Origin of the sequence: Streptomyces griseocarneus (assembly GCF_014655595.1) — a bacterium.
GTDB classification, from domain to species: Bacteria; Actinomycetota; Actinomycetes; order Streptomycetales; family Streptomycetaceae; genus Streptomyces; species Streptomyces griseocarneus.
Genome location: NZ_BNBL01000002.1, coordinates 206,322 through 227,430, shown reverse-complemented (window position 1 = coordinate 227,430; position 21,109 = coordinate 206,322). Strand labels below are relative to the sequence as shown.

Below are 21,109 nucleotides of genomic sequence, written 5' to 3'. Positions count from 1 at the left end.
TTCACTTCGAGATACATGTTCGGCTCAGCGAACCAGCGGTGAGGCACGGGATATGAACGCCTCCACAGCCCGCCTCGCTTGGGCATCCCGCGTGTCCCGGTCCGCCTGGTCCTGTGCGTTCGACACCTCTCGCGTGCATTCGTAGGCCCGCTCGGCCGCAAAAATCACTTCGCGGTCATCGGTGAGCAGTTTGACCTGATAGAGCCCTTGCCGGGCCACCGTCCGGAGGCGGTGTGCCTCGTCCCGGGCCGTGATGAACGCCTCTCCGTCCGGGTCCTCCTCCTTGCGGTACCAGCGGGTCGCCTGGCCATGGCGGTAGTCCTCCACCGCCGCGGCGAACGCGCCGTACGCGGCCATGCGCTCCTGCCGGAGCGCCTCGGCCCGCGTGAACAACTCACCGCGCCGGGAGGCGAGGCGCTGGAAGGCGTGCGTGATGACCGAACCCAGCAGTGTGCCTGCAACGGCCACGACACTTGTCCAGATGGCTTCCACGGCATCAGTCGATCACAGAAGAGACAGTCGGCAGTGGCAGCCTCAAGGTGATCGGCCTCGCCTTGAAGCCTCCAGCCACGGCATGCCCTACGACCGCGCGGCCGCCTGGCCCGAGCAGGAAAGCCCGTAGCGTGACGTCACCCCCGCAGCAGCTTCGCCTCCGTGTCCGGGTCCAGGCCCACCGGGTCGCGGTCCGGGCGCTGGGGGGCCACTCCGCCGAGGGACTGGAGCCAGGACCAGGTGTCGGCCACGGTCTCCTCCACCGGGCGGCAGCGCAGGCCGGCGGCGAAGGCCTTCTCCACGTCGCCCTGGTGCACGGCCTCGTGCAGGTCGCCCGGGGGCACCCAGACCGGGAGCTGGTTCCAGGGGGTGATGCCGGCCTCGAGGATCGCCTCGGGGGCGGTCCACCGCAGTTCGGCGCCGGCGCCCGTGGTGCGTGCGCAGGCCTCCAGCAGGGCGGCCATCGTGGCGTGGCCCGAGCGGCTGACGAGGTCGTAGGGGCCGCTGAGGCGGCGTTCGGCGGCGTCCAGGGTCCAGATGGCCAGGTCGCGGACGTCGATGTACTGCAGGGGGAGGTCGCGCGGGCCGGGGGCCAGGACGGGGCCGCCCCGGGCCGTGCGCTGCAGCCACCAGGGGAGGCGGCCGATGTTCTCGCCGGGGCCGAGGATCAGGCCGGCGCGGACGAGGAGCGCCCGGTCGCCGAAGGCGTCGAGCGCGGCCAGTTCGCCGCCGCGCTTGTCCTCGGCGTAGGCCACCTGCCCGGCGTCGGGCGAGGCGTCGACCACCGGCGCGCTCTCGGCGAGGCCGGGGTGGCGGGGGGAGCTGTAGACCGACCGGCTGGAGATGTAGACGTAGTGGCCGGCCCGGGAGGCCAGCAGCCGGGCGGCGTCCCGTACGGCCGTGGGGGCGCCGGACCAGGTGTCGACGACGATGTCCCACTCGCCTTCGGCCAGCTCCGCGAGCCCGCCCTCGGCCAGGCGGTCGCCCCGCAGCACGGCGACGCCCGGGGGAGCCTCGTGGCGTCCCCGGTGGAAGACCGTGACGTCCCAGCCGCGCGCCAGGGCCTCGTCCGTGACGGCCCGTCCGACGAATTCCGTTCCACCCAGCATCAGTACTCGCATGACGCAACCCTGCACGTCCGGCGTCACGTTGAGAACAGGCGCACGCTCTCAGCAGAATCGCCCAGGGCATAACATCGCCCCATGACGACCATGGGGCGGGACGTTGTGATCGTAGGGGCCGGTTTCGCGGGCACCAGTGTCTTCCTGCACCTGGTCCGCGCGGCGGCCGCGGCGTCGGAGCGCGGCGGCCGCCCGGCCTTGCGCTCCGTCCGCCTCGTCGACCCCCACCCCGTCGGCTGGGGGGTCGCCTTCGGCGACCGCGATCCCCTGCTGCTGTGCAACAGCGCCGCCGAGGTGAACTCCCTCCTCGCCGACGACCCCGGCGACTTCGTCGCCTACCTGCGGCAGCGGCACGCCTGGACCGGCGGGCCGCAGGACTGCGTCCCCCGCGCCCGGATGGCCGAGTACTGCCAGGACCGCCACGCCGAGGCCCGCGCGCACGCCCGCGCGCTCGGCATCGAGGCCGAGCACGTGGCCGCCACGGCGGAGTCGGTCGACGCGGGCCCCCACGGCCGCCGGCTGGTGCGGCTGAGCACGGGCCGGGAGCTGCCGGCCGACGCGGTCGTGGTCTGCACGGGCGTCCACCGGCCCCGGGTGCCGGACGGCTTCGCCGGCTTCACCGGCCATCCCCGCTATCTGGACAGCCCCTACCCCGCCGACCGGATGCGCCGGCTGCGGCCCGGCAGCCGGGTGCTCGTCCTGGGGACGCGGCAGTCGGCCGTCGACGCGGCGCTGCTGCTGGGCCGGGACGGGCACCGGGTCACCATGACGTCGCCGTCGGGGCTCCTGCCCGCCGTACGGCTGTCGCTGGGCGCGCCCGTACGCCCCTTGCCGCCCATCGACGGCATCGCCGGCCTCGACCCCGACGACCCGGCCCTGGAGGACAAGGTGCTGCGGCGCGTGGTGGAGGGGGTCCGGCTGCTGAGCGACCGCCCGCTGCGCCGCCAGGTCTCGACGGCGCCCGACCCCGTGCGGCGGCTGCGCGAGAACACCGCCCTGGTGGACGCGGGCGTGTGCGCCTGGCCGGGGGTCGTGGTGCCCGCGCTCGAGGCGGTCATCGCGCTGAGCGAGAGGCTCTCCGCGGAGCGGCGCGAGGAGCTGATGCGGCGCTTCTCGTGGTTCACCGGCCGCTACGCCACGGCGATGACGGTCGTCAACGCCCGTCGGCTGCTGGCGCTGTTCGACAGCGGCGCCCTGCGCGTGGCCGGCTCCTACCCCCGCGCGGTGTCCTTCGACGACGGCGCGTGGCGGGTGCGCCGGCCGGGCGGAGACGGGGACGGGGACGAGCGCTTCGACTACGTCGTCAACGGCACCGGCTTCCAGCAGCCCGTGCTGTACCGCTCCCCCGACGGCGCGAGCCTCACCTTCTCCTCCGGCGCCACGACCGTCGACCGGCTCGGCGCGGACCTGCGTGTGCGCCCGTACCCCGGCGCACCGCCCGAGCCCGTATGGCTGGTCGGGGTGGGGACGCACATCCGGATCCCGTTCTCCAACCACCTGCGCAACGTGGTGCGCCAGGCCCGCCTGGTCGCTCAGGCGCTGACGGGAGCGGTGCCGGGAGAGGTGCCGGAAGCGCCCGTGGGCGCGGTCGTGCCGGGCGCGCCGTCCGGCTCGTGACCGGGCAGAAGCCCGACAATGGCGGACAATACGGTGGCGGACAATACGGTTGCCCGTCCGCGCCCGGCCGCCGAGGAGTCACGTGCACGACAGCTGGACCACCGCGGACATGCCGCGTCAGCAGGGCCGGCTGGCCGTCGTGACGGGCGCCACCGGCGGCATCGGCTACGTCACCGCCCTCGAACTGGCCCGGGCGGGGGCCGAGGTCGTGGTGACCGGCCGGGACGCGGGCAGGACGCGGAACGCCGCCGAGCGCATGGCCGCCGCCCTGCCCGGCGCCCGGGTGCGGCCCGGCCTGCTCGACCTGGCCGACCTCGCCTCCGTCACCGGCTTCGCGCACCGCATGGAGCACGGCGGCCGCCCCGTCGACCTGCTGATCAACAACGCGGGGGTGATGGGCGTACCGGAACGCCGCACCACCAAGGACGGCTTCGAGCTCACCTTCGGCACCGACCACCTGGGGCACTTCGCCCTCACCGGCCGGCTGCTGCCCCTGCTCCTGCGGGCCCCCGACCCCCGCGTGGTCACGGTCTCCGCCGCCATCTGCCGCAGCCCGATCGCCGAGCTGTCCGACCCGCAGAGCACCCGCAAGTACCACCCGATGGCGGCCTACGCCAAGTCCAAGCTCGCCAACGTGCTGTTCACCCTGGAGCTGCAGCGCCGCGCGGACGCCGCGGGCGCCGCGCTGACCGGCGTCGCGGTCCACCCCGGCAGCAGCCCGACCGGCCTGCAGCGGTACGCCTCGCGGCCGGTGAGGGCCCTGGCCCGGCTGACCCTCGGCCACATCGTGGGCCAGAGCGTGACCGAGGCGGCGGGGCCGTCCCTGTACGCGGCCACCGCGCCCGGCGTCGTGCCCGCCGCGTTCTACGGGCCCACCGGCCGCTTCGAGCAGCGCGGCGCCCCCGGCCCCGTGGAGCTGCCCACCCTCGCCGGGGACCCGGCCCTGGCCCGTACGCTCTGGGAGACCTCCGAGACCCTCACCCGCGTCCGCTACCCCTGGCCGTCGCCCCCTGCGTGAGACCCGGTGCGCCCCCATGGCGAATCGGGCGGATGCTCATGGCGGGAACCGGTGCCTTGCCGGGCGGCGGGCCCGGCGCTGCAATCGGCTCATGACGACGACCCGAGAAAGACGCGACGGAGCCGGCAGAGGCGGCTCCGGCAGAGGTGGTCTCCTCAGCCATCCGAGCATGGCCACCGGGTTCGACCAGTTCGTCCACGCCCTGCGCGGCAGGCCGCCCCGGCGCCCGGCCGCGCTGCCCGGCGAGCCCCGCTGGCGGGGCGAGTTCGTGGCCCGGGACGTCAGGGGCCCGCGCGTGGGCCTGCGGGAGTTCGGTTACGCCGCCCACGAGCTCAACCGCGGCTACGGCACCGTGGACGACACCGCCCTCGTCGGCCCGGTGCGGATCCTCACCCCCGAGGGCCTGGAGTGCCTCACCGAGGTGTGCGACCGGCTGGAGAGCTCCGCCGGCACCGCCCGCTTCATCACCACGCGGCGGGTGCGCGGCGCCGACCTGATGTCGGCGTTCATCAGCAACATGATCCGCGACCGGGGCTTCCTCCTGGCCTGCTCCCGGCTGGCGGGCGTGCCGCTGATCCCGCATCCGCTGCGGATCCCCACGGTGCAGATCAACTACTTCGAGGCCGACGGCCGCTCGGACATCGTCAAGTGGCACCACGACGGCATGGACTACGTCCTGACCCTCCAGCTCAACAGCTACGCGGACTACGACGGCGGGCGCTTCAGCTACTTCCAGGGCCGCCTGGACGAGTTCACGGGCGCCCGGGAGGACGATCCCCGGATCAAGGAGGCCCCCTGCGGGGAGCGCGGGGCGGCACTGTTCCTGCACGGCAGCCGGATCTTCCACGCCGTCTCGCCCGTGACGCGGGGGCGGCGGGTGACGGTGGTGGTGTCCTTCTTCTGCCCGTACTTCGCCCGGCAGGACTCCAACACGTTCTGGCACCTGGCGGCGGACGACGGGATTCCGGCGACGGTGCCGAACTGGCTGCGGCTGAAGTGGCCGGTGCGCGAGCCGGCCATGGACTTCGCCCTGCGGGCCGGCAGCCCGGTGATCACCTGGGAGGACCTCCGGGCCTGAGGACGCCTCAGCCCAGGCCCCGGGGGGCGTGCTGGAGGTAGGCGAGGACCGCGCTCACGCGGCGGTGGAGCTGGGGCTCCTCGGCCAGGCCGAGCTTGGCGAAGGTGGAGTTGACGTGCTTCTCGATCGTCGACTCGGACAGCACCAGCGCCTGTGCGATGGCCCGGTTCGTCTTGCCCTCCGCCATGTGCCGCAGCACGTCCAGCTCCCGTCGCGTCAGCGCCGCCAGCGGGGCGTCGGCGGCCCGGGTGTGGCTGCCCATGAGCACCTCGACGATGCGGGGGTCGACCACCGAGCGCCCGGCGGCGACCTCCCGCAGCGCGCGCAGGAGCTCGTCCAGTTCGCCGATGCGCTCCTTGAGCAGGTAGGCCAGGCCGTCGGTGCCGCGCTGGAAGAGGTCGAAGGCGTAGTTCTCGTCGGCGTGCTGGGAGAGCATGACCACGCCGATGCCGGGGTGCCCGGCCCGGATGGCGTGGGCGGCGGCGATGCCCTCGGTGTGGTGGCCGGGCGGCATCCGGATGTCGGCGATGACCACCTCGGGCCGCAGCTCCTCGACGGCGTCGAGCAGTTCGGTGGCGTCGCCCACGGCGGCGACGACCGCGACGTCGCCGGTGTCCTCCAGCAGCCGCCGGGTGCCCTCGCGCACCAGGTAGTGGTCCTCGGCGATGACGACGCGCAGGGGCCGCTCAGTCATGGATCTCCTCCCGCACCCGCTCGGCCAGCCTCGATCGGATCGTGGTGCCGCCGCCGGCGCGGCTGGTGATCCGCAGGTCCCCGCCCACGGCCTCGATCCTGTCCCGCATCCCGGTCAGGCCCAGGCCCCGGGTGGTGTCGGTGGGGAACCCGACGCCGTCGTCGCTGACCTCGACCACCAGCCACCCGCCGGCGCGCGTTATCCGGATCGTCACATGGGTGGCCTCGGCGTGTTTGAGGACGTTCGTCAGCGCCTCGGAGACGAGATAGAACGCCGACTCCTCGATGTCGAGCGCGAAGCGGACCCGGTCCAGGGACTTCTCGATCCGCACGGTGACGGGGATCGGCATCCGGCGCGCGCGGGAGGTGACGGCGGCCACCAGTCCCTGGTCGGTGAGGACCGGGGGATGGATGCCGTGGGCGACCTCGCGCAGCTCGTCGATGACGCGGTAGGCGTCGTCCTGGACCTCGGTCAGCACGGCGTCGATGTCGCCGCCGCGGCCCAGCCGGTTGCGGGCCAGGCGCAGCTTGGCGACCAGGGCCACGAGGTCCTGCTGGATGCCGTCGTGCAGCCGGCGTTCGATGCGCCGCCGTTCACTGTCCTGGGCCTGCACGATCCTCGCCCGGGAGGCGTCGAGCTCGCCGGCCTGGCGCTGCACCTCGTCCACGCGGGTGGACAGTTCGGCGGCGAGGCGGACGTTGTGCACGGCCAGGGCGGCCTGCCGGGCGAGCGTCTCCACCACGTCGTGGTCCTCGGGGGTGAACCGGCCGTCGGTCTTGGGCCCGTACTCGATCAGGCCCAGGACGTCGTTGCCGTAGCGCAGCGGGATCCCGCCCGCCGGCGCGCCGTGCGCCCTGCCGGGGGGCCGCTCGCCGGCCGTTCCCAGGTGTACGGGCATGCCCCCGCCCCCGCCCAGCCGCACCCGCGCCCAGCTCAGGCCGAGTCCGCCCTGCAGTCCGGCGGCCAGCCGGGGTGCCAGCCGGCTGAGGTCGTAGGCGTGCTCGAGGGCGCTGCCGAGCTGGACGAGCAGCTCGAAGCCGCTGAGGCGTTCGCCGAAGACGCGTCGCTCGGCGAGCTGGTTGAGCCGGGCGCGCAGGGGCTGGAAGAGGGCCGTCGCGGTGACGGCGACCAGGACCGACAGCCCGATGGGGAAGTACTGGCCGGCCGTCAGTCCCAGCGTCATCGCCATGCCCAGGTACCAGCCGCTGATGATCAGCCACAGGGTGCCGTAGACGACCGAGCGGCGGATGACGATGTCGACGCCCAGGAGGCGGTAGCGGAAGGCGGCGTAGACGACGGACAGGGAGATCAGGACGTAGGGCAGGGCCCCGAGCAGCGCGCCGATCAGGTAGAGGACGCCGGTCTCGCCGTGCCAGGGGCGGAAGAGGCGGGACGAGGCGCGGGCCAGGAACAGCACCGCCGCCGCCACGGCGACGGGCAGCAGGGCGGCGATGTCGCGGCGTCCCGCCGCGCGGGCGCGCAGGCAGCGGACGACCAGCAGCACGGCGCCGACGCCCGGCAGCCAGGCCTCGGGGTAGTAGAACACCGCGTATTCCACGTCGCGGGTGGGCACTTCGGCCAGCGGCAGGGCGAGCGGCAGGACCAGCAGGGCCCACAGCGAGCGCAGCACGAGGCGTTCGTGGCGCAGGCGGAAGCGCCCGTCGGGGAGCAGGGCGAGGAGGTGGGCGACGAGGATGCTGACGGTGAGGTTGACCCACTCGGTCGGGAGGACCGCCAGGGAGGCCTCCAGGGACGGCAGGCCGTTCTCCGGGGCGGTCAGGTCCCAGCCGAGGCAGGTGGTCAGCAGCGCCGAGGTGTAGCGGATGGCGATGCTGACCGACAGGGCGGTGCCGATCAGCAGCAGGCGGCGGGCGACGTGGCTGGCCGGGGCGTGCCACCAGGCGAAGAGGCCGGCGCAGTAACAGGGCAGGACCGAGCCGAGGATCCACGGCAGGGTGACGGTGTTGTTCCGCAGCAGGAACGCTCCGGTCGCCACCGCCCACAGCAGGCAGAGCCCGCCGGCGAGCGCGGCGATCCGTATCGGCCGGCCACTCCCCCTCAACGCGTACGCCTCACGCGCGACATTATCGAGGGCGGGGAGGCGGCAGTCCAGACGATGTCCCACAAACCGTGTATAGCGGAAAACCTCCAGACAGATCGGAGGATTCCGGGGTACGCACCACGGATGCGGCGCGACAGACTCGGTTCGATTGTGCGATCCGAGGAAATGCCGAAAGGGAACCATGAGCATGTCTTCCGGTCCCGAGGTGGTCGTCTGGGACACCACCTATGCCTGTCCCCTGCGTTGCTCGCACTGCTATTCGGAATCCGGCAGGCGGGCGTCGCGGCAGCTGGGCCACGAGGACATGCTGAAGGTCGCCGACGCGCTGATCTCCCTCAATCCCCGGGTGGTCGCGCTCTCCGGCGGGGAACCGCTCGTCGTCAAAGGGATCTTCGAGGTCGCGGGGCGACTGTCCCGGGCCGGGGTGAAGACGGCCGTCTACACCAGCGGCTGGATCATGGAACCGTGGATGGCGACCGAACTCGCCAGGGTGTTCGACGAAGTCGTCGTCAGCCTCGACGGGGCCACGGCGCAGGTCCACGACCGCATCCGGGGCCGCCGCGGCTCCTTCGACCGGGCGCTGAGCGCCCTGACCCTGCTCGACGGCGTCGCGAAGGAACGCCGCCGCCAGAAGCGGACGCCGCTGTGGTTCGGCATCGACTGCGTGGTCATGCGCAGCAATTTCCCGCAACTGGAGGAATTCTGCACCGCGATCGCCCCGCGCTTCACGGAATTGCGCAGCCTGACCTTCAACGCCGCCGTTCCCGAAGGGCTGGCGAGCCGGCCGGAATTCGGCCGCTTCGAGCTCCTCGACGACGAGCAGGTGACGCGGCTGACCAGCGAGCCGCAACGCGCCCGGCTGCAGGAACTCGCGCCGCCCGGAGTGCGCGTCTACACCACCGACAACCAGAACCTCGTCATGCGCCCGGACCGCTTCGCCAGCGGCGTCGACTCGCTCGTGATGCAGATCGAACCCGACGGCGCGGTCCGGGCGTTGCCCGTCTACGAGGGAACGGTGGGAAACATCCTCGAGGAGTCCCCGCTCGACCTGTGGTACCGGGGGGTGTCCCGGCTGAGCGACCCCTTCGTGGTGGAGACGCTGTCGGCGGTGCGGACCATGAAGGACTGGGCGGAGGCCGTGCGGCGCATGGACTACCACTTCGGTTCGGAGGAGGTGCGCTCCCGCATCGACCGCCGGTCGGTGCGGACCAATCCGCCGGAATTCAGCGCCCTCGCGCTGTAGACCGGCTGTAGCCCACCCGACAGTCCTCGCCCCGAGAGGGACGCGCCGTGCTGACGCTCAAGGACTACGACCGCTTCTGCCTCGCCGACCCCGACTTCTACGACGTGCCCGAGCGCTACCCCGACGACCACGACCGCCTCGCCGCGGCCCGCCGGCCGGCTCCCGAGGGCTGGGAGCGGAGCGAGTGGGGCTGGTGGGTCACCCTGCGGCCGCAGGGGGCGGCCCCGCCCCGGCAGGGCTGGCGGATCCACGTCTCGGTGGCACTGCCGGAGCTGGCCCGCGCCGTGGAGATCGTCTGGGGGCACTGCGTGGCGGCCGGGCTGCCCTTCGACTTCGTCCGCAGCCGGGCCACCGCGCGCGAGCTGGGCGACGACCGCGCCGACCGGCTCGCCGGAGGGCGGCTGATCACGGTGTACCCCGCCGACGACAGCGCCCTGGAGAAGGCCCTGGGCGACCTCGGCGTGCTGCTCGACGGCCTCGCCGGAGCGTACGTCCTCGGCGCCCTGCGACACCGCTCCGGCCCCCTGTACGTCCGCTACGGCACCCACGGCACGGACACCCTCGAGCGCCCCGACGGCACCCGCGAACCGGCCTCCCGCCGGGCCGTGTTCACCCCGCCCGACTGGCTGCCGCTGCCCGAGGTGCTGCGCCCCGACCTGGCCGCCCTGCACGCGCCCGCGGCCGGCGACTTCCCCTACCGGGTGGAGCACGCCCTGAGCCTGCGGGCCGGCGGCGGCACCTACCTGGCCACGGACCGGCGCACCGGCGAGCGCCTGGTGCTGCGCGAGGCCCGGCCGCACGCCGGGCTCGACCGCCGGGGCGAGGACGCCGTCACCCGGCTAGGCCGGCTGTGGGCGCTGCGGGGGCGACTGGCGGGCCTGGAGTGCGTACCCCGCCCGGTCGAGCACCGGACGTGGGGCGAACACCACTTCCTGGCCGAGGAGTTCCTCGAGGGCACCTGCCTCGAGGAGGCCGCCTCGGCCGCCTTCCCGCTGACCTCCGGCCGGCGCGCCGCCGCCGAGGCCGGGCCGTACACCGCCTGGGCCCTCGGCGTCGTGGAGCGGGTCGCGGCGGCGCTGGAGGCCCTCGCCGACCGGGGGCTGCGCCCGGCCGAACTGCGCCCGCGCGACGTGCTCCTGCGGCCCGGCGGCGGCGTCGCCCTCGCCTGCCCGGCCTCGCTCACCGGCCTCGACGACGAGCCCCCGCCCGCCGCCGGGCCCCACGACTTCCGCGTCCCGGACGGCCGTACGGGCACCGCGGCCGCCCGCTACCTGCTGGACCGCCTGCGGCTGTGGCTGTTCCTGCCGCTGCCCTACCGCGGCCCGGAGAAGCTGCACACCCTCACCGCCGCCGTCGAGCGGCACTACCCCGTGCCGCCCGGCTTCGGCGCCCGGCTGCTGGCGGGGCTGTGGCCCGCCGGCCACCCGGCCGGCGAGGACCGGGCGGCCGCCCCGTTCGCGGCACGGCGGCCCGACTGGCCGACGATCCGCGACTCGCTGGTCCGCGGCATCCACGCCGCCGCCACCCCCGACCGCCCGGACCGGCTCTTCCCCGCCACCCCCACCGGCCCCTCGTCCCTCGGCGGCCACTCCTTCGGCTACGGCGCCGCCGGCGTCCTGTACGCCCTGCACCAGGTGGGCGCCGGCGTCCCCGACGCGTACACCGACTGGCTGATCCGGGCCGCCGAGCGCGACCCGCGGCCCCGGCCGGGCCTCTACGACGGCCTGCACGGCGTCGCCCTGACCCTCGAGCTGCTCGGCCGGCGCGAGGCGGCGCTGGCCGCCATCGACCGCTGCCGGCCGCTGGAGGAGCGGGTGACGGACGCGGGCCTGGCCGGGGGCAGCGCGGGCATCGCCCTGAACCTGCTGCGGTTCGCCGGACTGACGGGCGACGGCGCCCTGTACGACCGCGCGCTGCGCGCGGCCGGGCGGGCGGCCCGCGCCGTCGAGGACGGCCCGCCGCCCGCGGCCGCGGACGCGCCCGCGCCGTACGGCCTGCTGCACGGCGCGACCGGCGTGGCCGTGCTGCACCTGCGCCTGTACGAGGAGACCGGCGACCTCACCTGCCTCGACGTGGCGGACCGCGCGCTGCGCCACGACACCGCCCGGCTCACCACGCTGCCCGACGGCACGGTCACCCTCTTCGACGGCACCGTGGGCCTGCCCTACCTGCACGGCGGCAGCACCGGACTCGCCTTCGCCGTGCGCGACCTCCTCGCCCACCGCCCCGATGCGGACCTGGCCGCGCTCCTCGAGGCCCTGCGGCGCACCTGCGACCCCGTCCACGTCCACAACTGCGGCCTGCTGCGCGGACGCGCCGGGGCCGTCGCCACGCTCGCGGCGCTGGGCGAGGGGCCGGACAGCCCCGCCGTGCTGCGGCAGGTCCGCCGGCTGGCCTGGCACGCCCGGACCCACCGCGGGCACCTCGCATTTCCCGGATTCCGGCTGCTGCGCCTGTCCTCGGACCTGGCGACCGGCGCGGCGGGGGTCCTGCTCGCTCTCGGCCGCGCGTTCGACGGGACCGGCCCGGTCCTTCCCTTCCTCGACCCGCGGCCCTCGCCCCGCCCGCACCGGGAGGGAGGTGAGGGACGTGTCGGAGATCCTGGAGCTGCAGGAGCTGGAAGAGGAGGAGACCCCGGCTCAGTGGCCGTGTAGCAACAGCTACCACAGCACCTTCGGACAGGTCTGACCGGTCCGGAGGAGGCGCGCGCCGGCCGTCGCACCGGACGGCGGCGGCCGGCGCGCCGCATCGGGAGAACCGGAGGAGATCGTCGTGCTCGCTCAAGGACACCTCGTCGCGGACCCCCTCTTCGCGGACACGCTCGAGCGCGTCGAGGACAGCGCCAGCCGCTTCGCGCGCGCCGCGCACCCGGCGCCCGCGGGCTGGCGGCGCGCCGAGCGCGACGGCTGGGTCGTCCTGCGGCACGGTGACGCGCGGCTGCCGGAGCAGGGCTGGAAGATCCACGCCTCGGCCACGGCGGAGGAGGCCGCGCGGGTGGTCGACGCGGTGTGGGAGTACTGCGTCGAGCACGGCATCAGCTTCAAGTTCCTGCGCAGCCGCACCCTGCTGGCCCTCGTCAACAGCAAGCGGGCGCCGCGGTCGGCCGGCGGGAAGCTCATCACCATCTACCCGCGCTGCGAGGAGCTGCTGGAGCGCACGCTCGAGGAGCTGTCGGCACTGCTGTGCGGGGTCAAGGGGCCGTACATCCTCAGCGACCTGCGCTGGGACGAGGGGCCGCTGTACTTGCGCTACGGCGGTTTCGCCCCGCGGTTCTGCTTCTCGCGCGAGGGCGAGTACGTGCCCGCGGTCGTGCGCCCGGACGGCGAGGCGGTGCCCGACGTGCGCGGGGCGGCCTTCAAGGTCCCCTCCTGGGCGCGGATCCCGCCGTTCGTCGACGCCCGCATCCGCGCCGCCCGTACGAAGTCCGCGGGCTCGCTGCCCTACCGCGTCGAGAAGGCGCTGCGGTTCTCCAACGGCGGCGGGGTCTACCGTGCCGTCGACCCGCGCACGGGCCGGCGGGTGGTGCTCAAGGAGGCCCGCCCCTACGCCGGCGTCGACGACAACGGCATGGACGCGGTGGCCCGGCTGGAGAGGGAGCACGCCGTGCTGCGCCGGCTGGAGGGGCTGGACTGCGTGCCGGACGTCGTCGCACGGACCCGGCACTGGGAACACCACTTCCTCGTCGAGGAGTTCGTCGAGGGGGAGCGGCTGCACGAGGCGATGGGCCGCCGCCACCCGCTGCTGCGCCCCGCCGCGTCGCGGGAGGACCTCGCCGCGTACGCCCGCTGGGCCTGCGCGGTCCTCGGCCGGATCGAGGAGGCCACGGCCGCCCTGCACCGGCGCGGCGTGGTCTACGGCGACCTGCAGCCCGGCAACGTCCTGGTGCGGCCGGACGGCAGCGTGTGCCTCGTCGACTTCGAGACGGCCTTCGACCGGACGGAGGCCTTCGTTCCGGTCCTGGGCACGGCCGGCTTCACCGCCCCCTGGGCACGCTCGGGCCCGGCCGTCGACACGTACGCCCTGGACTGCCTGCGGCTGGCGCTGTTCTGCCCCCTGACGGAGCTGATGCGCTTCGACGCGCGCAAGTACGAGCAGCTGATCCGGCTGGCCGAGGACCGCTTCCCGCTGCCGCCCGGCTTCGGCGACCGGCTCCGCGAGGGGCTCGCCCCGCCGCCGGACGCGACCCCGAGGTCCGTGGAATGGCCCGCCGTCCCGGGCCCCCGGTCCGGCGCGGCGCGGTGCGAGGACGGCGGCCACGGGTGGTCCGCGGCGCTGGAGTCGATGCGGGAGGCCATCCGGCGCAGCGCGACCCCGGAGCGTGAGGACCGGCTGTTCCCGGGCGACGTCAAGCAGTTCGACGGCCAGGCGGCCGGCCTCGCGTTCGGCGCGGCGGGGGTGCTGCACGCCCTGCACCGCACGGCGGGCCCCGGCGAGCGCTGCCCGGACGGTCACGTGGACTGGCTGGCCCGGGCGGCCGAGCGCACCCGGTGGCCCCGGCCCGGCCTCTACGACGGGCTCGCGGGCGTGGCGTACGTCCTCGACGAGCTGGGCCGGCCGCAGCAGGCGCGCGAGGTGCTGGACAGGCTGGCCGGCTTCGACCTCAAGGGCTGCGGCGTGGGGCTGTTCGGCGGCCTCGCCGGAATCGCCCTGGCCTTCCTGCGGTTCGGCGAAACGGAGACGGCCGCCCGGCTGGCCGGCCGGCTCGCGGGGGCGCTCGAGGGCGACGGACCGGACGAGAGCGCCGGGGTGGGGCTGATGCGCGGCTGGTCGGGCCCCGCGCTGCTGTTCGTCCGTCTCTTCGGCGCCACCGGCGAGGAGCGCTGGCTGTGCCGCGCGGCCACCGCACTGGCGCGGGACATCGGCCACTGCGCGGTGACCGGCGACCGGCACGTGCTGGTGCGCGACGGGCGGCGGCTCTCGGCGGCCCTCGGCCGGGGCGGCGCGGGCGTCGGCATCGTCCTGCACGAGTACCTGCGGCACCGCGAGGACGCCCACTTCGCCCTGCTGCGGGACCGCGTGCGCGACACGCCGGGCAGCGAACTCCAGCTGTCCTCCGGCCTGCTCGACGGGCACGCCGGGCGGCTCTACGCCCTCGCACACCTGGGCGGCCCGGCGGACGCGCGGGAGGCCGAGCTGCGCGGGCTCGGCCTGCACGCGGTGCGGTTCCGGGGGGAGCTGGCGTTTCCGATGGACGGCCGGCTGCGGCTGTCGATGGACCTCGCCACGGGCACGGCGGGCGTGCTGCTGGCGGTGCACCGCGCGGTACGGCCGGGTTCGGCGGCGGCGCTGCCGTTCCTGTGCTCGTGCTGAGGGCCGTGCGCCGGAGGGCGCGCGCCGTGGCGTGGTGACGGCGGTGTGCTGCCGGTGCCGTGGGTGACCGGGTGGCGGGGAGGAGCCCCGGGGGTAGGGAGGGGGCCGGAGGCGCCGGTTCCAGGGCCTCAAGGCTCTCGAAGGGGTACGCATGTTCGGTAAGCGTGGCATCGGAGTCGCCCTGTCCTCGCTCGCGCTGCTCGGCGCGTCCGTGGTCACGGCTCAGGGCGCCCGGGCACACGAGGGGCCGATCGGCTGTACGGGGCAGGAGAACACCTCCTACACCCCGGGACTGTCCCTGACCCAGCGGCCGACCGCCGTCGTGGCGAACGGCGCCTACACCTGCACCGGCGCCCCCGGCCGCACGGTGGCGGCCACCACGCGGATCGAGGCGACGTCGCCGAGCACCGGCTGTGTCCATCTCGGCGTGCTCCGGGCCGAGGAGACCGTCCGCTACGGCGACGGCCGTACATCGGTGATCTCCTACACCACGGGCCGCAGCACCCGGGCCCTGGGCCTCAACACGGTGCGGCTGGAGGGGGTGGTCGTCAAGGGCCTCGGCCGGGGCGGCCGGGCGGAGCGCGTCATCCAGACGGCGCCCGCGGGCCTGCCGACGGAATGCCTGACGCCGGGCGGCCTCCGGGAGGTCACGGCCTTCGTCCAACTGCGCATCCTGCCCTGAGGACTTCATGGGCGAGGAGTGCCGGTCGGTGGCCGCCGGCACCGCGTGGCACGGGACGCCCCGCGCCCGCCCTACGCGTGTTCCGGCGCCCGGACCCTGGCCACGTCCTGTGCCACGCCGGTGAGCCAGGCCTCCGCGTCCACGGTCAGCAGCACCCGCCCGGCGTCCGTGACCGCCGCCCGCCGCGCGGCGCACCGCAGCGTGCCGGAATCGCCCGCGTGGTACGTGTCCGGGGCGGCCACGGCGGGGGCCGTCGCGGTGTCCGTCGTCGTGTCCGTCGTCGTGTCCTCGGCCGCGTCGCCCCGGCGCAGGGCGTCGGCCGCCCGCAGGCATTCCCCCGTCACCCGCTCGGCCAGCGCGGTCAGTTCGGCTGCCGCGTCCTCGGGCAGCGGCTCGTCGCCGGCCCGTTCGCGGTACCGGATCAGCATCAGCTCGCCACCGCGCAGCATGCGGTAGCCGGCCACGAGGGCGGCCTCCCAGGGCGGGTCGACGCCCCGCTCCCCCATGCGTTCCGTCTGGTACTGGCAGTAGGAGGCCTCCGCCAGGATCATCGTGCGGCGCGCGGGCCGCATGGGGTCGGCGGGGCCGGGCCGGCCGCACAGCAGGCCGGTGACCGCGCGGCATCCGGCCGCGCCCTCGACGAGGACGTCGGCGAGCGTGCAGCGCAGTTCGCCCCGGCCGCCGCGCGGCCAGGCCAGCAGACTGGCCAGCGCGCCGATCGCGCCGCCGATCAGCACGTCGAGCAGCCGTACGGCGGACAGCCGCCAGTCCGGGGAGGACAGCTGGGAGAACATCAGCACGAAGGCCAGCGTGAACGCCGCCTGGTTCCAGGCGGGGCCGAGCAGCGGGCCGGCGGTGAACCCCACGAGGAGGACCAGGGGCAGCACGGCCGCGTAGAAGGGGGGTACGTCGCCGACGGCGAGCAGCAGGAGGGCGGCGGCGCCGGCCCCGCCGACCGTACCGGCGAAGGCCGGGCGCAGGGCGGTGCGGGTGTCGGCGGCGGAGGTGCGCATGAGGCTCAGGGTCGCCAGCAGGACCCAGAAGCCGTGCGACAGGTCCAGGGCGCCGGCGATCGTTCGGGCGGCCGCCAGGGCCAGGGCGAGCCGCACGGCGTTCTGCAGGTGGACCGACCGCGGCGTCAGATGCGCGCGCAGGCGCCGCCACCACAGCAGGGGCGCGGGCGCGGCGGCGTACCAGAACGGTTCGCCGGGCCGCGCGGACCCGGTGCCCGGGCGGGCGCCGAGCGCGATGCGGGAGGCCGTGGTGGCCAGTTGGGCGCCCTCGGCGGCCGCCCGGACGACGGCGTCATGCCGCAGCCGCAGGGCGGAGGCGGCGGGCAGGTCGCGCACCCGGACGGCGTCGAAGGACACCAGGTCCCGCCGCAGCCCGTCGGCCGGCGGGGGCGGGTTGCCGCCGCACAGCCCGGCCGCCACCGGCCGCAGCGCCTCGGCGGTGCGCCGCAGCAGGCCGGCGGCCTCGGGGTGGCGGGGGTGCGGGCCGTCGCCGGCGGGCAGCCGCTCGAGCTGGTCGCGTACGTGCCGCACGGCGGCGCGGGTGTGGTTGAGGGCGCGGTCGCGCGCCGAGGGCGAGGCGGGGCGTTCCTCGGGTGGGAGCCGGGAGGGGCGGGCGGCGTCCAGGGCCCGGTCGGCAACGGTCCGGTCGGCGGCGGCCCGGTCGGCGTCCGGCCCGTCGGCGGTCCCGGCGCAGCAGGCGGCCACGGCCGCCGTCGCGCCGGCGAGGCGCAGGCGGTAGGGGACGGCGGGCGGCGGCTGGGGCAGCAGGTGGTCCACGAGGACGGTGAGCAGGAAGCCGATGGTGAGCCCGGCCAGCCGGGAGTCCAGGACCTGCGGGTCGTAGGGCGGGAAGCAGGGCAGGACGTAGAAGAGCTGGAAGGCGACGCTGAGGGCGGCGAGGCGGGGGCCGCCCACCGAGCCGTAGGAGACGGCGAAGCCGACGACCAGCATCCCGCAGGCGGCGGCCCAGTCGCGGACGGCGAGCAGGCTGCCGGCGGTGACCAGCAGCAGGGCCACCGGCAGCGCCGCGAGCAGTGTGCGGGTGCGCCGTGCGGCGCCGCCGGGGAGACGGGCGAACATCACCAGCGGCAGGCAGCCGAAGAGGGCGTACAGGCCCATGACGGCGTCGTCGAGGCCGTAGGTGCAGGCGTAGAAGCCCGTGCACCCGGCGAGGGTCACCCACAGGGCGCGCCGCACGGCGTCGCGGCCGTCCGGCCGGCGCAGGCGCCGGCCGAGGGCGGTGGTCACGGCCTGGTCCCGGCCCGGGCGGCGGTCGCGGCCGGATGGCCGCTCCGGCGCCCGCGCCATCTGATGGTCATCGTTTCGACGGTACGCGAACGGGCCGGTGACGGCTGCCGGTGGCGGGCCCGGACAGGCGCTAGCGCAGGCGCGGCAGGGCGTCGCGCGCGGCGTGGCTGAGGGTCCTCAGGTCCTCGGCGAACCGCTCCCGGTGGTCCTCGGGCAGCGGTTCGAGGAAGAAGCGCCGGATGTTCTCGCGGTGGACGCGCGCGGCCCGCACCACCGTCTCCTCCCCCGTCCCGGTCAGCCGCACCAGCCGGCCCCTGCGGTCCCCGGGGTCGGCGTCCCGCACTACCAGGCCCGCGGCCTCCATGCGGTCCACCAGCCGGGTCACCCCGCCGGTGCTGAGGACCCGTTCCTGGGCGATCGCCCGCATCGGCAGCCCGGCCCCGCCCGCGCGGCCCAGGATCAGCAGCACCTCGAACATCAGGTGGCTGATCCCGCACTCCTGCTCGATGGCCCGGCCCAGGATGTACTCCAGCCGGTTCGCGGCTCCCTGCAACCGCCCGAACGCCAGCACGAGGCCGTCGTTCGCCGCCTCCTCGGCCGTCGCGATGTCCGCTTCGTGTGCCACCTGGCCGCCCCTCTCACGCGTCTCCCGGCATTCCATGGCACGCACGCGCCACTCCGGGAGCCTACGAGGAGAACTGCCGCGCCACGGGGCGGCCCCACGCCCCGGCCGCGGACTACACCGGCAGCGGGACGGGCAGCGGCGCGGCGTCCGTCACGAGCTTGGGCACCGACAGCAACAGGGCCTGCAGGTCGGCGACGACGGTGGCGACGAGCGCCGTCACCTTGGCGACGTCCTTCGCCAGGACGGCGGCGAGCAGGTCGGTGACGTCCTTGACCAGCTTGTCCAGTTGCGCCTTGACGTCGCCCACGGGGTCGTTCGCGTGCGCCCGGGCCCTGACGTCGGACATCAGACGGTCCGTCGACTCCATCAGCCGCTGCCGCAGGTCCCTCAGGTACTCCACGTCGGGGTTCCGGGAGCGGGCCTCCTTGCTGAACCGGGAGCCGAGGGAGACGGTCTCGCCGAAGCCGTCGACGGGGTCGCCCCGGTCGGCGCCGCCCGGCGCGGGCTCCTGGCCGATCACGGGGTCCGGGACCTTGCCGGCGGCGAGGGCCGGGCCGGCGATGCCCAGGGTGAGCGAGCCGGATATGAGGGCGGCGGCCACGGCGGTGAGCTTGTTGGTGCGCATGCGGTGGAACTCCTTCCGGATGCCTGTCGCGGGATGCGACCACCGTCCGCTCGCGCCCGGTTGCGCGCAACCGATCGCCCGTCCGGGCGAGGCGCCGCACGACTGCGGACACAACGGCGATGACCTGCGCGTTCCCGGCGGCGGGCGGCGGCTTCCGGCGGCGGGCGGCCGTGCGGCCGAAAGGGTCGCGGGGCGCGCCGCCCCGGCCGTACCCGGTGTCCGTGGCCGTCGGGCGGACCAGGCAGAATCGGGGGATGCCCACAAGAAGCACGCGCCGGCAGCCGGCGATCACCGCCGCCTCTCCCTGCCCCTGCGGCCTCGACGCCACGTACGGGGAGTGCTGCGGCGCCCTGCACGCCGGCCGGGCGACGGCACCGACCGCCGAGCGCCTGATGCGCTCCCGGTACAGCGCCTTCGCCGTCGACGACACCGCCTATCTGCTGCGGACGTGGCACTCCACGACCCGCCCGCCCCGGCTCGCGCTCGACCCCGGCATCCGGTGGACGGGGCTGGAGATCCTCGCCACGGCCGGCGGCAGCGCCTTCCACACCGAGGGCACGGTCGAGTTCCGCGCCCACTGCGTCATCGACGGCGAGGCCGACGACCAGCACGAACTCAGCCGCTTCGTGCGCGAGGACGGCGAGTGGGTCTACGTGGACGCGGCCGCCTGACGCCCGTCCGGCGGATCATGACCAACGCACCCCGTGCGGTGGCCGCGTACTCCGCCGGACAGGCGCTACGGCAGGTCGTACGGGGCGACGCCGTGTCCCTCCCACACGCGGCGGGACGGCTCCTCCGGGTAGGGCGCCGTGCGGGTCGTGGCGTCGAACAGGCGGGTGAGCCGGCCCTCGGTGGCCCGGTAGGGCGGCCAGCCGGGGTCGCCGTGCGCGGCGAACGACGTCCACGAGCGGCGGATCTCGTCCCCGACCGCGAGCGCCTCGTCCGGCGGGGTTCCCTCCGGGAAGTACAGCGCGGCGGCGGGGCTCGCGTAGTTGCCGAAGAGCAGGTGCACGTCGAGTCCGTGGCCGGAGCCCAGCGCACCGCCCTGCGCGGGGGCGGGCCAGCACAGTTCGTACAGGTGGGCCGTGCCGCCGCCGGCGGAATGCGCGTCCGCCAGGTGCACGGAGGGGATCCGGAAGAGCACGTCGGAGTGGACGTGGTCGAACAGCCGGGCGGGCGGCGCGTCCGGGTAGGCGGCCCGGTAGGCGCGTTCGCCGTCGGGGCGGGGGGCGAAGGCGCGCAGGGCCGCGCCGGCCTCCTCCTCGGTCACCTGGCGGCCGGTCGCCACGAGGAACGGCCGGAACTCGTCCCGGGTGTGGCCGGTCAGCAGGTCGATGCCGCTCGCGCGCCCGTCCCGCAGGGTGCGCCAGGGCACGTCCGGCACCACGTCGCCGTCCACGACGGGGCAGAACGCGACGCCCGTGCGGGCCAGGTGCCCCCATACGTCCTCCCGCGCGGGGAGCTCGTCCATGAGCGGTCCGATCGCGTCGGCCAGGCGCCACGGGTCGATCGCGCCGAGCCCGGCGACGGTCGGCTCGGCGCCGAGCCGCGCGGCGAGGGAGCCGGCGATGCCGGCGGCGAGGGCGGGCGTGGCGTAGAGGCCGGGCACGGACTGCGTGACGGCCCTGCGGAAGAGCCCGTCGGCGGCGGGCGCCGCCATCAGCGTGGCGATCGAACCGGCCCCGGCGGACTGGCCGAAGACGGTGACGCGGTCCGGGTCGCCGCCGAAGCGGCCGATGTTCTCCCGCACCCAGCGCAGGGCGGCGATCTGGTCGAGCAGACCGCGGTTGGAGGGCGCGCCGGGGAGTTCGGCGAACCCCTCGGCGCCCAACCGGTAGTTGAGCGTGACCACGACCAGCCCGCTGTGCCGGGCGAGCGGCGTCGCCTCGTACATGGGGTCGCCCGAGTACCCGGAGATGTAGCCGCCGCCGGGAATCCACACCAGCACCGGCAGTCCCGGGCCGCCGGGGTCCGGGGACCAGACGTTGAGGGTGAGCCAGTCGGTCCCGTCCCTGCCCTCCGTCACCCGGAACGGCCCGGACTGCGGGGGCGGCGGCCCGAACCGCACGGCCTCGCGCACCCCGTCCCACGCCTCGGGCGCCTCGGGCGCGGCGAACCGCAGGGCTCCCACCGGCGGCCGCGCGTAGGAAATCCCCCGGAACACCGCGAGCCCCTCGCCCCACTCCCCGCGCACCCTTCCCTGGGCGGTCCGCACTTCCACACTGTCGCCGGTCATCGGCAACCCCCCGGGTTCGGCCGTACGGAGCGGTGCCCCGCCCGG

General features: G+C 75.3%; 16 protein-coding genes. 8 read left to right on the top strand and 8 right to left on the bottom strand.

What is annotated here, in order from left to right:
• Window positions 1–24 precede the first annotated feature (24 nt).
• Both kilB and IE295_RS06905 read right to left on the bottom strand, forming a co-directional pair.
• Entirely contained in the window at window positions 25–492 is a 468-nt protein-coding gene (gene kilB / locus IE295_RS06910; RefSeq protein ID WP_190062616.1) for a plasmid transfer protein KilB, read from the bottom strand.
• A gap of 137 nt (window positions 493–629) precedes the next feature.
• Window positions 630–1,613, bottom strand: coding sequence for an NAD-dependent epimerase/dehydratase family protein (locus IE295_RS06905; RefSeq protein ID WP_190062615.1), 984 nt, complete (start codon window positions 1,611–1,613; stop codon window positions 630–632).
• Window positions 1,614–1,694: 81 nt separating this feature from the next.
• Between IE295_RS06905 and IE295_RS06900 the strand changes: the two genes are divergently transcribed.
• The 3 genes from IE295_RS06900 (at window position 1,695) to IE295_RS06890 (ending at window position 5,326) form a co-directional block, all read left to right on the top strand.
• Window positions 1,695–3,230 carry an FAD/NAD(P)-binding protein gene (locus IE295_RS06900; protein WP_190062614.1) on the top strand — a complete coding sequence of 512 codons (1,536 nt, stop codon included), beginning with the start codon at window positions 1,695–1,697 and terminating at the stop codon, window positions 3,228–3,230.
• An 82-nt stretch (window positions 3,231–3,312) separates the two neighbouring features.
• Complete coding sequence (locus IE295_RS06895) at window positions 3,313–4,248, top strand: oxidoreductase (protein ID WP_224323145.1); 936 nt, start codon at window positions 3,313–3,315, stop codon at window positions 4,246–4,248.
• A 169-nt stretch (window positions 4,249–4,417) separates the two neighbouring features.
• The gene (locus IE295_RS06890) at window positions 4,418–5,326 is read left to right on the top strand and encodes a 2OG-Fe(II) oxygenase (RefSeq protein WP_190062613.1); all 909 of its coding nucleotides are present in this window, start codon (window positions 4,418–4,420) and stop codon (window positions 5,324–5,326) included.
• 7 nt (window positions 5,327–5,333) lie between these two features.
• On the opposite strand, the gene IE295_RS06885 is transcribed toward IE295_RS06890, so the two are convergent.
• Both IE295_RS06885 and IE295_RS06880 read right to left on the bottom strand, forming a co-directional pair.
• Window positions 5,334–6,020 (bottom strand): response regulator, encoded by a 687-nt coding sequence (locus tag IE295_RS06885; RefSeq protein WP_190062612.1) that lies wholly within the window; start codon window positions 6,018–6,020, stop codon window positions 5,334–5,336.
• The gene (locus IE295_RS06880; protein ID WP_190062611.1) at window positions 6,013–8,082 is read right to left on the bottom strand and encodes a GAF domain-containing sensor histidine kinase; all 2,070 of its coding nucleotides are present in this window, start codon (window positions 8,080–8,082) and stop codon (window positions 6,013–6,015) included. The genes IE295_RS06885 and IE295_RS06880 overlap by 8 nt, the downstream gene beginning before the upstream one ends.
• A 187-nt stretch (window positions 8,083–8,269) precedes the next feature.
• Between IE295_RS06880 and IE295_RS06875 the strand changes: the two genes are divergently transcribed.
• The 4 genes from IE295_RS06875 (at window position 8,270) to IE295_RS06860 (ending at window position 15,317) form a co-directional block, all read left to right on the top strand.
• Entirely contained in the window at window positions 8,270–9,325 is a 1,056-nt protein-coding gene (locus IE295_RS06875) for a radical SAM protein (RefSeq protein ID WP_224323144.1), read from the top strand.
• Window positions 9,326–9,372: 47 nt separating this feature from the next.
• Window positions 9,373–11,979 (top strand): class III lanthionine synthetase LanKC, encoded by a 2,607-nt coding sequence (lanKC, locus tag IE295_RS06870; protein WP_190062609.1) that lies wholly within the window; start codon window positions 9,373–9,375, stop codon window positions 11,977–11,979.
• Between the two features lie 118 nt (window positions 11,980–12,097).
• Window positions 12,098–14,635 (top strand): class III lanthionine synthetase LanKC, encoded by a 2,538-nt coding sequence (lanKC, locus tag IE295_RS06865; RefSeq protein WP_190062608.1) that lies wholly within the window; start codon window positions 12,098–12,100, stop codon window positions 14,633–14,635.
• Between the two features lie 151 nt (window positions 14,636–14,786).
• On the top strand, window positions 14,787–15,317 hold the full coding sequence (locus IE295_RS06860; RefSeq protein WP_190062607.1) for a hypothetical protein: 531 nt from the start codon (window positions 14,787–14,789) through the stop codon (window positions 15,315–15,317).
• A 71-nt stretch (window positions 15,318–15,388) separates the two neighbouring features.
• Here IE295_RS06860 and IE295_RS06855 read toward each other — a convergent pair whose 3' ends face one another.
• From IE295_RS06855 to IE295_RS06845, 3 genes are all read right to left on the bottom strand, one after another.
• A complete protein-coding gene (locus IE295_RS06855) occupies window positions 15,389–17,578 on the bottom strand; it encodes an FUSC family protein (RefSeq protein WP_190062606.1) in 2,190 nt (729 codons plus the stop codon).
• A gap of 130 nt (window positions 17,579–17,708) precedes the next feature.
• Window positions 17,709–18,239 (bottom strand): MarR family winged helix-turn-helix transcriptional regulator, encoded by a 531-nt coding sequence (locus tag IE295_RS06850; RefSeq protein WP_263453559.1) that lies wholly within the window; start codon window positions 18,237–18,239, stop codon window positions 17,709–17,711.
• Window positions 18,240–18,315: 76 nt separating this feature from the next.
• A complete protein-coding gene (locus IE295_RS06845) occupies window positions 18,316–18,828 on the bottom strand; it encodes a hypothetical protein (RefSeq protein ID WP_190062604.1) in 513 nt (170 codons plus the stop codon).
• Window positions 18,829–19,082: 254 nt separating this feature from the next.
• On the opposite strand from IE295_RS06845, the gene IE295_RS06840 reads away from it, so the two are divergent.
• Entirely contained in the window at window positions 19,083–19,499 is a 417-nt protein-coding gene (locus IE295_RS06840) for a YchJ family protein (RefSeq protein WP_190062603.1), read from the top strand.
• Between the two features lie 65 nt (window positions 19,500–19,564).
• On the opposite strand, the gene IE295_RS06835 is transcribed toward IE295_RS06840, so the two are convergent.
• Entirely contained in the window at window positions 19,565–21,064 is a 1,500-nt protein-coding gene (locus IE295_RS06835; RefSeq protein ID WP_190062602.1) for a carboxylesterase/lipase family protein, read from the bottom strand.
• Window positions 21,065–21,109 lie beyond the last annotated feature (45 nt).

Excerpts from the sequence above, each read along its gene's own strand:
- IE295_RS06890 (WP_190062613.1), top strand. The coding sequence starts at position 4,418 with ATGGCCACCGGGTTCGACCAGTTCGTCCACGCCCTGCGCGGCAGGCCG.
- IE295_RS06850 (WP_263453559.1), bottom strand. The coding sequence starts at position 18,239 with ATGGAATGCCGGGAGACGCGTGAGAGGGGCGGCCAGGTGGCACACGAA.
- IE295_RS06885 (WP_190062612.1), bottom strand. The coding sequence starts at position 6,020 with ATGACTGAGCGGCCCCTGCGCGTCGTCATCGCCGAGGACCACTACCTG.
- IE295_RS06845 (WP_190062604.1), bottom strand. The coding sequence starts at position 18,828 with ATGCGCACCAACAAGCTCACCGCCGTGGCCGCCGCCCTCATATCCGGC.
- IE295_RS06875 (WP_224323144.1), top strand. The coding sequence starts at position 8,270 with ATGTCTTCCGGTCCCGAGGTGGTCGTCTGGGACACCACCTATGCCTGT.
- IE295_RS06905 (WP_190062615.1), bottom strand. The coding sequence starts at position 1,613 with ATGCGAGTACTGATGCTGGGTGGAACGGAATTCGTCGGACGGGCCGTC.
- IE295_RS06860 (WP_190062607.1), top strand. The coding sequence starts at position 14,787 with ATGTTCGGTAAGCGTGGCATCGGAGTCGCCCTGTCCTCGCTCGCGCTG.
- IE295_RS06900 (WP_190062614.1), top strand. The coding sequence starts at position 1,695 with ATGACGACCATGGGGCGGGACGTTGTGATCGTAGGGGCCGGTTTCGCG.
- IE295_RS06840 (WP_190062603.1), top strand. The coding sequence starts at position 19,083 with ATGCCCACAAGAAGCACGCGCCGGCAGCCGGCGATCACCGCCGCCTCT.
- IE295_RS06835 (WP_190062602.1), bottom strand. The coding sequence starts at position 21,064 with ATGACCGGCGACAGTGTGGAAGTGCGGACCGCCCAGGGAAGGGTGCGC.